Annotated in this window: 14 protein-coding genes, 1 tRNA gene and 2 rRNA genes; 3 read left to right on the top strand and 14 right to left on the bottom strand. The window is 37.9% G+C overall.

Annotation, left to right across the window (positions count from 1 at the left end):
- Window positions 1-84: 84 nt before the first annotated feature.
- On the bottom strand, window positions 85-1,143 hold the full coding sequence (locus tag BMX83_RS04255) for an FAD:protein FMN transferase (RefSeq protein ID WP_091633832.1): 1,059 nt from the start codon (window positions 1,141-1,143) through the stop codon (window positions 85-87).
- Window positions 1,144-1,319: 176 nt separating this feature from the next.
- Here BMX83_RS04255 and BMX83_RS04250 point away from each other — a divergent pair, with 176 nt between their 5' ends.
- Entirely contained in the window at window positions 1,320-1,892 is a 573-nt protein-coding gene (locus BMX83_RS04250) for a Gx transporter family protein (protein WP_091633829.1), read from the top strand.
- Window positions 1,893-1,982: 90 nt separating this feature from the next.
- Here BMX83_RS04250 and BMX83_RS04245 read toward each other — a convergent pair whose 3' ends face one another.
- From BMX83_RS04245 to BMX83_RS04200, 10 genes are all read right to left on the bottom strand, one after another.
- Window positions 1,983-2,606: a sigma-70 family RNA polymerase sigma factor gene (locus BMX83_RS04245; protein WP_091633826.1), complete on the bottom strand. Its 624-nt coding sequence runs from the start codon at window positions 2,604-2,606 to the stop codon at window positions 1,983-1,985.
- Between the two features lie 221 nt (window positions 2,607-2,827).
- Window positions 2,828-3,364 carry an NYN domain-containing protein gene (locus BMX83_RS04240; protein WP_091633823.1) on the bottom strand — a complete coding sequence of 179 codons (537 nt, stop codon included), beginning with the start codon at window positions 3,362-3,364 and terminating at the stop codon, window positions 2,828-2,830.
- Between the two features lie 35 nt (window positions 3,365-3,399).
- The gene (gene rlmB, locus BMX83_RS04235) at window positions 3,400-4,167 is read right to left on the bottom strand and encodes a 23S rRNA (guanosine(2251)-2'-O)-methyltransferase RlmB (RefSeq protein ID WP_245746626.1); all 768 of its coding nucleotides are present in this window, start codon (window positions 4,165-4,167) and stop codon (window positions 3,400-3,402) included.
- 54 nt (window positions 4,168-4,221) lie between these two features.
- The gene (locus tag BMX83_RS04230) at window positions 4,222-4,620 is read right to left on the bottom strand and encodes a Mini-ribonuclease 3 (protein WP_091633818.1); all 399 of its coding nucleotides are present in this window, start codon (window positions 4,618-4,620) and stop codon (window positions 4,222-4,224) included.
- 1 nt (window position 4,621) lies between these two features.
- Window positions 4,622-6,031 (bottom strand): cysteine--tRNA ligase, encoded by a 1,410-nt coding sequence (gene cysS / locus BMX83_RS04225; RefSeq protein ID WP_091633815.1) that lies wholly within the window; start codon window positions 6,029-6,031, stop codon window positions 4,622-4,624.
- A gap of 127 nt (window positions 6,032-6,158) precedes the next feature.
- Window positions 6,159-7,637 (bottom strand): glutamate--tRNA ligase, encoded by a 1,479-nt coding sequence (gene gltX / locus BMX83_RS04220; RefSeq protein ID WP_091633813.1) that lies wholly within the window; start codon window positions 7,635-7,637, stop codon window positions 6,159-6,161.
- A 247-nt stretch (window positions 7,638-7,884) separates the two neighbouring features.
- The gene (locus tag BMX83_RS04215; protein ID WP_091633810.1) at window positions 7,885-9,000 is read right to left on the bottom strand and encodes a PIN/TRAM domain-containing protein; all 1,116 of its coding nucleotides are present in this window, start codon (window positions 8,998-9,000) and stop codon (window positions 7,885-7,887) included.
- Between the two features lie 86 nt (window positions 9,001-9,086).
- Window positions 9,087-10,457 (bottom strand): DNA repair protein RadA, encoded by a 1,371-nt coding sequence (radA, locus tag BMX83_RS04210; protein ID WP_091633808.1) that lies wholly within the window; start codon window positions 10,455-10,457, stop codon window positions 9,087-9,089.
- A gap of 74 nt (window positions 10,458-10,531) precedes the next feature.
- Entirely contained in the window at window positions 10,532-11,023 is a 492-nt protein-coding gene (gene dut / locus BMX83_RS04205; RefSeq protein ID WP_091633805.1) for a dUTP diphosphatase, read from the bottom strand.
- A 173-nt stretch (window positions 11,024-11,196) separates the two neighbouring features.
- Entirely contained in the window at window positions 11,197-12,303 is a 1,107-nt protein-coding gene (locus tag BMX83_RS04200; RefSeq protein WP_091633803.1) for an ABC transporter ATP-binding protein, read from the bottom strand.
- A gap of 445 nt (window positions 12,304-12,748) precedes the next feature.
- On the opposite strand from BMX83_RS04200, the gene BMX83_RS04195 reads away from it, so the two are divergent.
- Together BMX83_RS04195 and BMX83_RS04190 are read left to right on the top strand one after the other, a co-directional pair.
- Window positions 12,749-13,864 (top strand): NADH-dependent flavin oxidoreductase, encoded by a 1,116-nt coding sequence (locus tag BMX83_RS04195; protein WP_091633800.1) that lies wholly within the window; start codon window positions 12,749-12,751, stop codon window positions 13,862-13,864.
- A 59-nt stretch (window positions 13,865-13,923) separates the two neighbouring features.
- Entirely contained in the window at window positions 13,924-14,223 is a 300-nt protein-coding gene (locus BMX83_RS04190; protein WP_091633797.1) for a HesB/YadR/YfhF family protein, read from the top strand.
- A 73-nt stretch (window positions 14,224-14,296) separates the two neighbouring features.
- Here BMX83_RS04190 and BMX83_RS04185 read toward each other — a convergent pair.
- From BMX83_RS04185 to BMX83_RS04175, 3 genes are all read right to left on the bottom strand, one after another.
- A tRNA-Asn gene (locus tag BMX83_RS04185) sits at window positions 14,297-14,369 on the bottom strand.
- 32 nt (window positions 14,370-14,401) lie between these two features.
- Window positions 14,402-14,517: ribosomal RNA gene (gene rrf, locus BMX83_RS04180) — 5S ribosomal RNA — on the bottom strand.
- 115 nt (window positions 14,518-14,632) lie between these two features.
- A 23S ribosomal RNA gene (locus BMX83_RS04175) occupies window positions 14,633-14,739 on the bottom strand; the annotation flags it as partial.

Below are 14,739 nucleotides of genomic sequence, written 5' to 3'. Positions count from 1 at the left end.
TCGTTTCTCTTATTACTCCGTTTGATAAATATCAGGCAATATCCTATTAAGATTAGCATTTATATTAAAAACTGTCAATTCAGTCTATTCTGCTTTTTCGAACGAGTCATCACTGATACTTACCTTCTCACTGATGTTTTCTGAGGTGTATACTTTTCTATCTTTGGTCACGTATATAATATCGACGCCGGCCATTTCATTAATATAGGTCAACCCTTTTTCAACCCCCATCGCAAAAGCCGCTGTTGCGATAGCGTCGCCATCCATGGCATTATCCGCTATAATACTAATACCTGAGATGTTATTGTCAAAAGGATAGCCTGTTTCCGGGTCCAACAAGTGATGGTAAGATTTACCGTCTTCCTCAAAGTTTCTCTCATATATACCTGATGTGACTATAGCAGAATCAGCTAGTTCAACCAGCCCCATGATCTCTCCACGTTCAGTAAAAGGATCCTGAATACCAACACGCCAAGGTTCTGTTTCTCCACGTGTACTGTTACCTACTACGACAATGTCTCCCCCTAAGTCAATAATGGCTGTATTGACTCCTTCTTTTTTTAAAATACGAGCCGCTTCATCTGTAATGTACCCCTTAGCGATACCTCCCAGGTCAACCTTCATTCCTTCTTCTTTTAAGAAGATTGTTTGTTTTTCCTCGTCTAGTTCAACTAAGCTGTAATCTACAACGTCTAAAACATCATTCAATTTGTCCTCATCGGGAACAGCTGCATTTTCCTGGCCTATATTCCACAAGCTGGTCATTGCTCCGATTGTTGGATCAAATGCCCCTTCAGATTCTTCTGCATAATAAAGGGCGCGTTCCATAACATGAAAGACTTCTTCAGATACTTCTACAGGTGCAATTCCTGCTTGACGGTTAACTTCAGAAATTTCTGAATCTTCTTTCTGCATGGCAAACCAATCATCAAGCTGAGTCACTCGTTCAAATGCTTTATCCAAAGCATCTTCGCTGTTTTCATTATATACTTTTATATTCGCAATAGTACCAAGTAAAAATTCTGTCCGCTCAATCGGTTCATCGGCCAAATCTCTAGGGTTTTCCTTAGCACAGGCAGTTAAAATGAGAAGTAGTACGGTTAAACTCATTAAAGTTAACGTTATTTTTTTATGCTTTTTCATTTTCATTGTCCTTCCAAATCATTTACTCTGTACATACTACAACAAAAGTGCTATTCTGTCTATATTTTCACAAGATAAGATTTGGTATAATAAATCTTTAATTAGTCTAGCTAGTTCATACAATCTATGGCAAACTATAACTATTGCAAACAAGTACATTAGAAAAGGATTTTATTATGAATCGCACACAAAAAATGATCTATATTTCACTGCTTTCTGCCCAGGCCGTTATTTTAGGTCTAATCGAGCGGGGCATTCCCTTTCCATTTGCTTTTGCGCCTGGTGCTAAGCTCGGGATTGCCAATTTAATTATTATTGTCGCTATCTATACCCTTCCTTTTAAGGATAGTCTGAAAGTCGTTGTGATGCGTTTACTTATGACAACCTTACTAGGCGGTACACTTTCCACATTTTTATACAGTACAGCAGGGGCCCTTTTGAGTTACCTTGGTATGTTGTTCGTTAAATTTGCCGGCGGAAAACGCGTCAGTATTATTGGTGTCAGCGCAACAGGTGGAATCCTTCATAACTTGGGCCAGCTCCTTGTGGCGAGTTCTATCGCACAGACTTGGACCGTCCTCCTATATCTCCCTGTTCTCTCTTTTATGGGGATCCTTTCAGGCATAGCCATTGGTATTGCTGCTAACTTTTTAATGGATCATGTCTCAACGATCCAGCGTTTTAGACAGGAACATGATGGCACAAAGAGCTCAAAGCGTAAGAAAAAAGCTAGCAACACCCTTTCATGACACACAAAAAAGCCTCGAGAGGCTTTTTTGTTTGAAGAGAAACTTTTCAACGAATACTGAAATTATAAATGATTGCTCTATTGTGGACTCTTACAAGAAGTGTTGACGGTATTTATCAGTACAACGATGCTTTGCGTTCATCACTTGTTTTTTTGTACACCTTAATTTATCTGCAATCATATCAAAGGGGTAGCCTAAATAGCAATATAGACAAACCTCTTTCTCGAAATCAGATAGATAACGTATGTACTCTTCCATCGTTTCATTTACAATGGGTTGATCCTCAGGTTGTATTGATCCTGTTTCTGCCATTAGTTGATACCCCTTTTCTTCTAAGGTTCCTTCCAAAGATAAAGATTCTTTAAACGATTTTCTTTTCAAGGCATTATTTCTTCTAATCAATCCTTTGAAATGATTATCAAGACTCAAAGAAAAAAATTGGTTAAAGCTCATACCTTTGCTTGGATTAAACTTTTTTATCGACTCCACTAAAATCAAACAAGCTTCCTGATATAAGTCATCTTGTTCATAACCTTTAATAAAACGTCGATAAACAGCCTTTTTTAATAATCTTTCGCTTCTTTCTATTATTTCTGGGAAAACTGTTCTATCTCCCGATTGAAAGAGTTGTATAAATTCGTCAATAACCGGATCACTTATATCTTTGAATACCTTCTTTTGTATCATTTTTTCATTTTCTTGATTATCTTTCATCCTTTCTTCTCCTTCTGTATATTGTATTTAACAATAACAGAACAGTTACATTTATATTTACTTCTTGTATTCTTTGAAAGCGTTTCAATTAATTATACTGACATTTAAAATAAAAAGTCACTATTTTTTTGTGATTGTGAGCAAATTCTAATAAATATATATAAAAAAAGACTATCAACGATACGAATTGTCGTCTAATAGTCTACTTTTTATTTACTTTTTTATTTTTTTTGTGATTTCTTTACCATATCATAATACAAAGCCTCTAAACGTTTCCGATCTTTGTCTTTCAGAGGGGAGTTGCGTGAGGGGTTCTGCATGCGGTAAAGCGTACTGTCGAGTGCAATATTCTTTTTCGTACGTTTAACGTCTTTGAAGAGTTCGTTGGCTGATTTTCTTGTGGCGCCACGTTGGAAAATTATCCATTGTTCAGCTAAGTCGGATGTTGCGACTTGTACATGGGTAATTAAGTGGTTTTCTTCCCCGACCGCTTTTTCTATATAACTGTCAGCTGTTTCTCCTTCACTTGTAAAAATCACAGCTACCTCATATTTATCATAGCGCTGGGCAATACCTGGTACGAGCTGTGCATCAAACACAATACGTATTTCAATACCCTCATACTTGGCATAATTACTGAGTTCGTGCAGTAAATAATCTCTCGCAGCAGCCATTTTATCCATGCGTTTAAGCTTTACCAACTCAGGCCAAGCCCCAATCATATTATAGCCATCAACGAATAGTAACTCTTTTTTCACTTAACTCCCCTCCTTTCATTTTTATTTCTTTGGTTTTATAATGCATTTCTTTTTCTTAAAACCTCATACATTAACAAACCAGAAGCAACACCAGCATTTAAACTCTGTACATCTCCAACCATTGGAATAGACAAGGTTTCATCCACTTTTTCCTTAACTAAACGTGAAATCCCTTTGCCTTCACTGCCGATGACTAGGCCTACTGGTGAAGAAACATCCCAGTAACGGTAGTCCTTCCCTTTCATATCAGTACCAAAAAGCCATAGTCCGCGGTCTTTCAGTTCATCAATCGTCTGGGCCATATTGGTTACTCGAGCAACCAGCACGTGTTCAATCGCACCCGCTGAAGCCTTAGCTACTGTTGAGGTCAAACCTACTGCTCTACGCTTCGGAATAATGACGCCATGGGCTCCACTCGCATCGGCTGATCTGAGTATTGATCCTAGATTATGTGGGTCTTCAATCCCATCCAAGAGCAGAAAGAATGGTTCTTCATTTTTTTCTTCAGCTTTTTTAAACAAGTCATCTATAGAGGCATAGTTAACAGGGCTGGAAGCTAAAACAAGCCCTTGGTGGTTGCCTCCATCAGATAAGTTGTCGAGTTTTGTTTTAGGAACAAAGGATAATTGTACTTTACGTTTTTTTGCTTCAGTCAGTACTTTGTTTATTTTATTATCCGTCAAACCGTCTTGTACAAATAATTTATTTACATCCCTATCTGATCGAAGTGTTTCAAGTACGGGATTTCTACCATAGACCATTTCATCTTCAGCAAATTCTGTTTGATCAGCCTTGTTCTTCATTTTTTCATTATTATTTGGTCTTTTGTGTATTGCCATATTATCTCTCCTTTCTCTTTACTGTTTTTCAATTTCCCTAATGCACCAAGCTATCAGTTCATCCACGCGTTCTGATTTTCCGGTTAAATATAAAAAGCCAAATAGCGCTTCAAAACCAGTTGACTGACTATATGTTTTTGTATCAGCATTTTTAGCTTTCGTATAACTCTTGGCATTACGTCCACGCTTATAATACGTTGTTTCTTCTTCAGTAAGCAGTTCCTGGCCCAGCATACTTTCCACGAGGTAGGCCTGAGCTTTAGCTGATACATAAGCTGTTGCCGAAACATGCAGGCGCTTTGGTTTCGTTTTCCCTGTATAAATAAGATGCTCACGAATAGCTTGCTCATAAACAGCATCTCCCATATATGCTAAAGCTAAGCCATTTAATTGTTTTGGATCAACGGTTCGACTCATCTTATTCACCTCGTTTCCAACGTACACCTTGAGCAGTGTCTTCAAGTATAATGTTCTGCTCTTTCAAAAGGTCTCTAATTTCGTCAGCACGCTTAAAGTCATGCGCTAGTCGAGCCTCTTTTCTTTCCTTGATCAAATTTTCAATATCCGTATCCAACAAATCATGCGTTGCTTCAATTGTTATACCAAAGACATACATAAATTCTTCTATCAGTTGCATGGCAAACTCAATAACCACTTTAGATACGGTTGATTCTTTAAGATAACGGTTAAGGAAGCGGACAAGGTCATAAACGATTGTGATCCCATTTTGTGACTGGAAGTCATCATCCATATGACTGATAAATGATTCTTTAAGTGACTCCAGTTCATTCATTTTATCATTATCTGATTCGATTGCGGGCTCTGCTTGTTTTAATCGATGTGAGGCGTTGAAATAAGCCGTCTCAATACGACTAAGGTTTGTCTTAGCTTCTTCTATGGCGTCAAGCGAATAATTGATTGGACGACGATAATGAGCTGTTGACATAAAGAATCGTAAGGCTTTCGGGTCATGTTGCTTGCGTAGCTCTTTAACGAGCACAACATTCCCGATAGATTTACTCATCTTTTCTTCATCCATCGTTACAAAACCATTATGCATCCAATAATTAGCAAACGTTTGATGTGTTTTAGCTTCCGTCTGAGCAATTTCGTTTTCATGGTGTGGGAAAGCAAGATCTTGTCCGCCAGCATGTATATCAATGGTATCACCCAGATATTTCGTAGCCATTACTGAACACTCAATGTGCCAACCCGGCCTTCCTTTTCCCCAAGGGGCTTCCCAACTGATTTCATCTGCTTTAGCAGATTTCCACAAAGCAAAGTCTAAGGGGTCTTCCTTTTTATTTGTTTCATTACCCAGTCTATTGCTGGCACCTGACTCTAAATCATCCAAAGAAATACGACTGAGCTCTCCATATTTTTCAAAGCGACGGGTACGGTAATAAACGTCTCCTTGCGCTTCGTAGGCATAGCCGTTATCAATCAGCGCCTTTACGAACGCAATGATTTCAGGAATATTATCCATCACACGTGGCGCATGGGTTGGTTTTTTTACTTCTAGCGCTTGTGTGTCTGCATAAAATGCTTCTATAAATTTATCAGCCACTTCTGGTGCTGTCTTTCCAAGCTCTTTGGCTGCGTTTATAATTTTGTCATCCACATCTGTAAAATTGGAGACATAATCTACATTATATCCTCTATAAGTAAGGTAGCGACGAATCGTGTCGAATGCAACGGTACTTCTTGCATTCCCAATATGAATATAATTGTAGACCGTTGGGCCACAAACATACATTTTCACTTTGCCTTCTTCCAGCGGAATAAACGTTTCCTTTTTCCGTGTCAATGTATTATAAATGTGTATCATAGTAGAAGACTCCTTTATATATGATTTTAACGATCAAAATGAATACCATTTATCAAAAAGATAGCCATACAACCATTTAAGAGAAATACAGGTTGCATGGCTTTAACCTTCTAAACAGTTTTATGCCTTAAAAGGATTTAATTAAATCTTGCGCTTTGTTAATATTTCCAATGGCTTTTTCTCTTCCCAACAATTCGATTGTGTCGTTTAGTTGAGGCCCGTGTTCGTGTCCGGAAACCGCTACACGGATAGGCATAAAGAGATTCTTCCCTTTGATTCCTGTTTCTTTTTGGACAGCCTTGATAGCTTTTTTAATTTCTCCTGCTTCAAAAGGTTCAACTGTTCTAAGTTGTTCAGTAAAGGCATCAAGAACGGTTGGTACCGTTTCTCCTTTTAATACATCTTGCGCTTGCTCTGACCACTCGATTTTATCTTCAAAAAACAAACTGGCTAATTGAGTAATCTGTGCAGCATAGCTCATCTGCTCTTGATATAAGCCAACTAATTTCGTGACCCACTGGCTTTCTTCTTCAGTAGGATTAGCTTTGACGTACCCTGCTTCTACAAGATGTGGTGTTGCTTTCAGGGTCAATTCGTCAAGGTCCATATTTTTCATGTATTGATTGCTGATCCATTCCAATTTACCTGCATCGAAGGCAGCTGGTGACGTGCCTAAGCGATTATGATCAAACATTTCAACAAATGACTCTTTGGAGAATAATTCATCTTCGCCGACAGGAGACCAGCCTAATAACGTGATAAAATTGAATAAAGCTTCAGAAGAGTAGCCTAGTTCACGATACTGTTCAATAAACTGTAAAATTGTTTCGTCTCGTTTACTTAATTTCTTACCTGTTTCAGCATTGATAATCAAAGTCATATGCCCAAAACGTGGGGGTTCCCAACCAAATGCATTATATACCATTATTTGTTTAGGTGTATTGGCAATATGGTCGTCTCCTCTTAGGACATGAGAGATTTTCATGTAATGGTCGTCTACTGTTACAGCAAAGTTATACGTGGGCATGCCATCACGTTTACGAATAACCCAGTCGCCACCAATTGAATCCGATTCAAAAGTAATATCACCTTTTACCATATCGTCGAATGTATATGTTCCACCTTTTGGTATACGAAAACGAATAACAGGTGTGATGCCTTCTTCTTGCTTAGCTTTTTGTTCTGAAGCAGACAAATGGGCACACTTTCCGTTATAATGTGGCATTTCTCCACGAGCTCTTTGTGCTTCACGCTCTGCTTCAAGTTCCTCACTTGTGCAATAACATTTGTAAGCATGACCGCTTGTTAAGAGCTGATCGATAAGTGGGTCGTAGATATCTTTACGCTCTGATTGACGGTAAGGGCCATAGGGGCCACCCACATCTGAACTTTCATCCCAGTCTATACCCAACCATTTCAAGTTGTTTAGTTGACTCGTTTCTCCTGTCTCAACTTGTCTTTTTCTATCTGTATCTTCAATACGGATGATAAAATCTCCGCCGTGGTGACGGGCAAATAAATAATTGAATAATGCTGTACGTGCATTCCCGATGTGTAAATGTCCCGTCGGGCTTGGTGCATAACGTACGCGGACTTTTTCTGTCATAATTGATTACTCCTTATCCTGTTCATTCATTTTATAGTCTTAGTAGTATAAACTTACCATTATTTCACTTAATCTTCTACCATAATTGATTAATGCATTACCTTTAAACTTAATCGTTCAACATCTTGAAACTATTCATTTATCGATTTCAAACCAATAAAAATATTCTTTCTAGACGAACGGTTCCATTATAAATGACTCAGAAAAGTAAATTTAGATTGTTCTGTTTTGAGACTATTTTAATCTATCAGTGAGATAATTGCTTATGGTTATTTAACGATTTTTTTTCATTTGATAATTTAGCAAATATCATACGTCCCGCATTTGTTTGAAGCGAGCTTGTCACTATTACATCAACAGTTTCGTTGACGTGATGCTTCCCTTCTTCTACAACAACCATCGTACCGTCATCAAGATAAGCCACACCCTGACTACGTTCAGTACCATGCTTAACAACCATAACTGTCATTTCTTCGCCAGGTATGACGACAGGTTTTACGGCGTTAGCTAATTCATTGATATTTAACACATGGATATTTTGGAACTCCGCCACTTTATTTAAATTGAAGTCATTAGTAATAACCATACCATCCAATTTTTTCGCCAGATGAACCAACTTCAAATCAACTTCTTCTGTCTCTGGAATATCGCTATCATCCATTTCAAGTGCAATACTTTTTTCTTTTTGTAGCGCATTTAAAATATCTAGTCCACGTCGCCCTCTCACGCGTTTAAGACTATCTGATGAATCCGCAATGTATTGTAACTCTTTTAGTACATAATGAGAGACAACGAGAACTCCTTCTAGAAATCCAGTTCTAACAACATCTAAAATACGTCCATCGATAATTGTACTGGTGTCTAGAACTTTATATTTACGAAAGGTCTCTCCTTCTTTTCTTTCCAAAACATCACTGTTTTCTTGTGTTTCTGTTTTAGGTACAAACAATCGTCGAATTTCTTCTCTTCTTGATGTTCCCAGCTGAAAACCACCGTAGGCTAAGATAACGGTTAATATGAACGGTAATACATCGCTTATAAAAATAATATTCAGAGCATTTAAGCCATAACTAAATAATAAAGCAAGAATAAGTCCAATAATCGCACCAATGCTTCCGAACATAAGATAGGTCGTACTCATTTCGCTGAATATTTTTTCAATTTTTACTAACCCTTTTTTTATAGGTGTTACTGTAGATAATGACACGATATAAAATATCCCTGCACCTAAAACCATGCCGATAATTGGATTCATCAACCACGTGGGCGCCTCACTCCAGTTGGAGATAAGTCCTGGAAAGACGTTATAGCCTAAGCTACCTCCAACGAGTACAAATGTGAGTAAGATTACTTTCTTTACCATTTACTCCCTCCTCTTTGTCTATAAATTCTCTTACACTTTATCAGTATACCAACCTTAACTGCAAATACGAAAGTATCCACCTTTTTTTATATAAACGCTTTTTTTATCGCTTCAGATAAGGTTGTACACCCAATCACTTCAATTTTGTCAGGCATTTCCCATCCATCTTTATTATTTTTTGGTATAAATACCCGTTTGAATCCTAATTTAGCTGCTTCTTTAACACGTTGTTCAATTTTAGAAACGCTTCGTATTTCACCCGTCAAACCAATTTCTCCAATAAAGCAGTCAGTTGGACGCGTTTCTTTTTCCTTGTAACTTGATGCGATACTAATAGCAATAGATAAATCAATCGCAGGTTCATCCAGTCTTACGCCACCCGCTGCTTTAAGGTAGGCATCCTGGTTTTGAAGTAACAAGCCTGCACGCTTTTCAAGCACTGCCATGATCAGAGAAACACGGGAATAGTCCAAACCGCTGGATGTTCGTTTGGCATTGCCAAATACCGTTGGAGAAATCAGCGACTGAATTTCAACAAGCATCGGTCGCGTTCCTTCCATAGCTGCCACAACTGCCGAACCCGTTGCTCCAGCTAGTCGTTCTTCTAAAAAGAGCTGCGATGGGTTCAAAACTTCTTTCAATCCACCATTACGCATCTCAAATATACCAATTTCATTTGTTGAGCCAAATCGATTTTTGACTGCTCGTAAAATCCTAAAGGTATGATGCTGCTCTCCTTCAAAATACAATACTGTGTCTACCATATGTTCTAGCATTCGTGGTCCAGCGATTGCCCCTTCTTTAGTGACGTGACCGACAATAAAGATGGCAATTTCATTCATTTTAGCTATCTGCATAAGCGTGGATGTTGATTCCCTAACTTGCGACACACTTCCAGAAGCACTATCGATTTTCACATGGTGCATGGTTTGAATCGAGTCAATGATTACATAATCCGGTTTCAGCTTTTCGATGGTTCCTTGTATAGCACTGATTTCAGTCTCCGCATATAAATAAAAATCTGTTCCCCGTAACTCTAAGCGTTCTGCCCTCATTTTAATTTGAGCCGCACTTTCTTCACCTGAAACATAAAGTACTTTTCCACCTTGTTGATTTAACTGGGCAGAAACTTGTAGGAGTAGGGTTGATTTACCAATACCTGGGTCTCCACCAATAAGGACAAGGGATCCTGGAACAACGCCACCACCTAAAACACGGTTAAATTCAGCCATTTTAGTTTTAACTCGTTCTTCTTTTTCAATCGTTATATCTGTTATGGGTTCTGCTTTAGATGCTTTTCCTGACATTGTCACGCGACTTCGACTATCAGATTGATCAGGTAGTTTTTCTTCAACCATCTGATTCCACGTCCCACAACTCGGACACTTCCCGAGATATTTTGGAGACTCATAGCCACAATTCTGACAGACAAATACGGTTGCTTTCTTTTTTGCCAATTCATAGACCCCTTTAGCTTAGATATTGGTATATATTGTATATTTTTGAATGTCAAAAATAAATCTTAACTCTTTCATTTTCCGGATGAACCGAAGCCACCTGTACGCTGATCAAAAAATTTCTCTTCCTTGTCTGCGACTTCATACTTTGAAAAAATACCTTGAGCAATCCGTTCCCCCTTGGCAATCTCTAAGTCATCCATACCATAGTTAATGACTTGAACAAAAATTTCTCCTTCATTGTTGTCATTATTATAATAATCCGAATCAATTATCCCAATACCGTTGGGTACGGCTAATTGGCGCTTCATTGGATTACTAGAACGATTAGCTAGAAGTAAGTACTCATTCTCAGGCATATAAGCTTTGATCCCTGTAGGTATGAGTGTTGATTTCATTGGTTCAGATTGAGTCTTTCCCTGTAATGCTTTGAATACGGACGGGACGATGATATCCTTTGCAGCCATTAAATCATAACCTGCTGATCCTTTTGTTGCACGCTTTGGTAAAGTTATTTCCATATCTTTATATTTTGATACAATTTCAAATCCTCTTACTTTAGACATTATACGCTTCGCACTTAGAAAACATGCGAATTAGCCTCCCTTTTTAACCATCTTTATAATACTTCCATTTTACACTAAATCCACTCCAACATAAATGCGTATTATAAAAAACCTCTCTGATATAATTGTATATCAGAGAGGTTTTGCGCAAGAACACTCTAGCGTTGATTAAATCAACGAATGACATTTGTTGATTCTGGATCGAAAAAGTGTGATTTACCCATTTCAAAGGCTAATTCCACTACTTCACCAGGTTTATGATAATCTCGTGCATCAACACGTGCGATGTATTCGATATCGCCTAATTGTGAATAAAGCATTGTTTCAGCTCCTAGTAATTCAGAGACAGTAACTTTTGATTTCACTATTGATGTCGGTGAGGCTTCTAAAGCTACTTGTTCACTTTTAATATCTTCAGGACGAATACCAAAAATTAATTTCGATCCATCTTTATACCCTTTTTCATGAAGTAATTTCACTTTACCTTCAGGCACCTCTATATCTAATCCGTCTGAATTCGTTATGTGATTGCCTTTAAGAGTGACGTCAAAGAAGTTCATAGCAGGCGATCCTATAAATCCACCAACAAAAACATTGACTGGAGAATCATAGACTTCTTTGGGTGTGCCAATCTGTTGGATGAAGCCATCTTTCAAAATAACAATACGATCCGCCATCGTCATTGCTTCTGTCTGATCGTGGGTAACGTAAATAGACGTTGTATTTAAACGTTGATGTAATTTAGCTATCTCCGCACGCATCGCCACTCTAAGTTTTGCATCTAAGTTTGATAAAGGTTCATCCATTAAAAAGACTTTAGCATCACGAACAATTGCACGTCCTAAGGCTACACGCTGACGTTGTCCACCAGATAACGCCGCAGGTTTTCGGTCCAATAAGGGGGTTAAACCTAAAATATCAGCTGCATTATCAACACGTTTTTTTATTTCATCTTTTTTATATTTACGTAATTTGAGACCAAAAGCCATATTATCAAATACAGTCATATGTGGGTACAAGGCGTAGTTTTGAAATACCATCGCGATATCCCGATCTTTGGGAGCAACGTCATTCATCATTTTATCACCAATCCACAATTCTCCATCAGTGATTTCTTCCAAGCCAGCAATCATTCGAAGAGTTGTTGATTTCCCACATCCGGAAGGTCCAACAAACACGATAAACTCGCGATCTTTAACACGCATATCAAAATCTTGGACTGCAAAATCATCTGCATTATCATAACGTTTATAAATATTTTTCATTGCCATTTCTACCATAGGTAAAAACACCCTTCTTTAATAAATTTATTTAGTCAATCTTCAGTGATTAAAGCTTCATCTGATACTTCTTATTATATTGAAAACACTTTCTTCGCGCTATGTAAACGTGACCAAAATCATTATGGCTATCTTGTGCATAGTGCTGAAGGAATGACTTAAGCGTCATTTTAATATGGAATCTAAGGAAAACTGATCAGTCTCTGATTAATTTTCCTATCAGACATTCAAGCGTGACACTCCTCAGAGCTCTTTGGATTATTCATAATAAATGTACTATACTAATATAAACACTCTATTAAGGGGAGTCGTTTCATTGTAGTTTACAAACTACCCCATGCCCACTTAATTGACAACACTGCTTATTCTATTTAGAATAAGCAGTTTAGTTTTATAAATCATTCAAATATACTATCATTATTTAATTCAGTCGGAGGGAAGATAAATGACTTACACTTTTTTGAAACCTTTTTCCTTTCAAAAGAATATAACCCTAAAAAATAAAATTCTAATGGCTCCTATGACAACGAGTTCAAGCACAACAGAAGGTGAAATAACTGATGAAGAACTGATCTATTATTTGGTAAGAGCAAATGGTCCAGGTGCAGTTATCACAGCTTGTGCATACATATCGTCAGAAGGCCAGGCTTTTCCAAATGGTATGAGTATTGCAAAAGACACGCACATTGAAGGGCTGAGTAAATTAGCGAAAACAATAAAACTGCAGGGCGCAAAGGCGATTTTACAAATTTACCATGGTGGCCGAATGAGCCAGACTAAATTTAACGGTGGCAGACAGCCTGTGTGCCCTTCCCCCATCCGTGCAGAAAGAAAATGGGCTGATACTCCAAAAGAGCTCACAGACGGTGGGATAAACATTCTTATACATCAGTTTGGATCTGCCGTTAAGCGAGCGATCAAAGCAGGCTTTGATGGTGTTGAACTTCACGGCGCAAACACTTATCTTATGCAGCAGTTTTTTTCACCACACTCAAATCAACGAAAAGATAGATGGGGAGGATCATTGAAAAATCGTGTTGCCTTCCCAATAGAAGTTGTAAAGCATTGTCAGGAGATCATCGAAAAGCACTCTGATCGACCTTTTCTTCTTGGTTATCGGTTTTCACCAGAAGAAATCGAAAAGCCTGGAATAAGAATTGAAGACACTTTTTTTCTAATTGATTGCTTGATAAATGAAAATATCGATTATCTTCATTTATCCGTTAATTACTATTATCAACCATCATTAGTCGGGTTTCGCAATTATCAACACCAGATTCCAAAATCAATCGGTGAATATATAAATAACAGAGTCCCTTTAATTAGTGTAGGTTCGATTAAAACGCCAGATGATGCTGAAAAAGCTCTAGAATATTCGCAATTAGTTTCTCTGGGAAAGCAATTGCTTGTAGATCCTCAATGGGTACAAAAAGTTGAAAATGGAAAAAAAGATTCAATACACAGCTATTTAAAGAAAAATGAAAGAGTGTCTTATTATATTCCTGATTCACTATGGAAAACACTCTTGTCTATGCCTAAATGGATTCCCTATCGCGAATAAGTTACCCAAGACAGACCTTACCTTGAAGAATAACAAATGATATAATGGAGGAAATATATATGAATATTAAAATAACAGATAAAGCGGTTTTTTGGTTTGAAAACGAGATGGCATTAGAGCCAGGTGATGGGGTTCACTTTTATGGAAAAGTATATGGAAACACAGAAGTTCATGACGGTTTCTCAGTTGGAATGAATGCTGAGAAACCAGAGGGAAACCTATTAGGAAAAAAAGAAATTAATGGTATCACTTACTTTACAAGTAAAGAAGATGACTGGTTTTTTAATAGATATGACTTAGTTGTTGATTTTGATGATAAAAAAGAAGAGCCCATTTATCATTTTAATAGTAGTGAGTAAATGTAAAGAACAGGCGCATTTCAAATGAAATGCGCCTGTTCTTATTTTTTTATGAGAAATGAGCATATAAAAACTCCGCAAGCAGGGCTCGAACCTGCGACATCATGATTAACAGTCATGCGCTCTACCAACTGAGCTATTGCGGAATTATAGCCTATTTTAATAAAAAAAAAGAGCTGCACGGCAACGTCCTGCTTTCACAAAGGGAAACCCTTCACTATCCTCGGCGCTGGGAAGCTTAACGGCTGTGTTCGAAATGGGAACAGGTGGATCCTTCCCGCCATCGTCACCGCACAGTGACTCTTCTTTAATTGATGAGAACCTTGTTCTCTCAAAACTGGATCGTTGATTCATGTACACACAAAGTTTTTTAACAACACCGCATCTTTACCCTTAATCCAACATTAATGTGGTTAAGTCCTCGACCGATTAGTACTGGTCCGCTCCACATATCACTATGCTTCCACTTCCAGCCTATCTACCTGATAATCTTTCAGGGGTCTTACTTCCTTAAAG

The organism is Alkalibacterium gilvum, assembly GCF_900109085.1.
GTDB classification, from domain to species: domain Bacteria; phylum Bacillota; class Bacilli; order Lactobacillales; family Carnobacteriaceae_A; genus Alkalibacterium; species Alkalibacterium gilvum.
This window is presented reverse-complemented; position numbering and strand designations above follow the sequence as displayed.

Bases quoted from the DNA above. Each gene is read 5' to 3' on its own strand.
- BMX83_RS04255 (WP_091633832.1), bottom strand. From the start codon at position 1,143: ATGAAAAAGCATAAAAAAATAACGTTAACTTTAATGAGTTTAACCGTA.
- BMX83_RS04250 (WP_091633829.1), top strand. From the start codon at position 1,320: ATGAATCGCACACAAAAAATGATCTATATTTCACTGCTTTCTGCCCAG.
- BMX83_RS04245 (WP_091633826.1), bottom strand. From the start codon at position 2,606: ATGAAAGATAATCAAGAAAATGAAAAAATGATACAAAAGAAGGTATTC.
- rlmB (WP_245746626.1), bottom strand. From the start codon at position 4,167: ATGAAGAACAAGGCTGATCAAACAGAATTTGCTGAAGATGAAATGGTC.
- BMX83_RS04230 (WP_091633818.1), bottom strand. From the start codon at position 4,620: ATGAGTCGAACCGTTGATCCAAAACAATTAAATGGCTTAGCTTTAGCA.
- cysS (WP_091633815.1), bottom strand. From the start codon at position 6,031: ATGATACACATTTATAATACATTGACACGGAAAAAGGAAACGTTTATT.
- gltX (WP_091633813.1), bottom strand. From the start codon at position 7,637: ATGACAGAAAAAGTCCGCGTACGTTATGCACCAAGCCCGACGGGACAT.
- BMX83_RS04215 (WP_091633810.1), bottom strand. From the start codon at position 9,000: ATGGTAAAGAAAGTAATCTTACTCACATTTGTACTCGTTGGAGGTAGC.
- dut (WP_091633805.1), bottom strand. From the start codon at position 11,023: ATGTCTAAAGTAAGAGGATTTGAAATTGTATCAAAATATAAAGATATG.
- BMX83_RS04200 (WP_091633803.1), bottom strand. From the start codon at position 12,303: ATGGTAGAAATGGCAATGAAAAATATTTATAAACGTTATGATAATGCA.
- BMX83_RS04195 (WP_091633800.1), top strand. From the start codon at position 12,749: ATGACTTACACTTTTTTGAAACCTTTTTCCTTTCAAAAGAATATAACC.
- BMX83_RS04190 (WP_091633797.1), top strand. From the start codon at position 13,924: ATGAATATTAAAATAACAGATAAAGCGGTTTTTTGGTTTGAAAACGAG.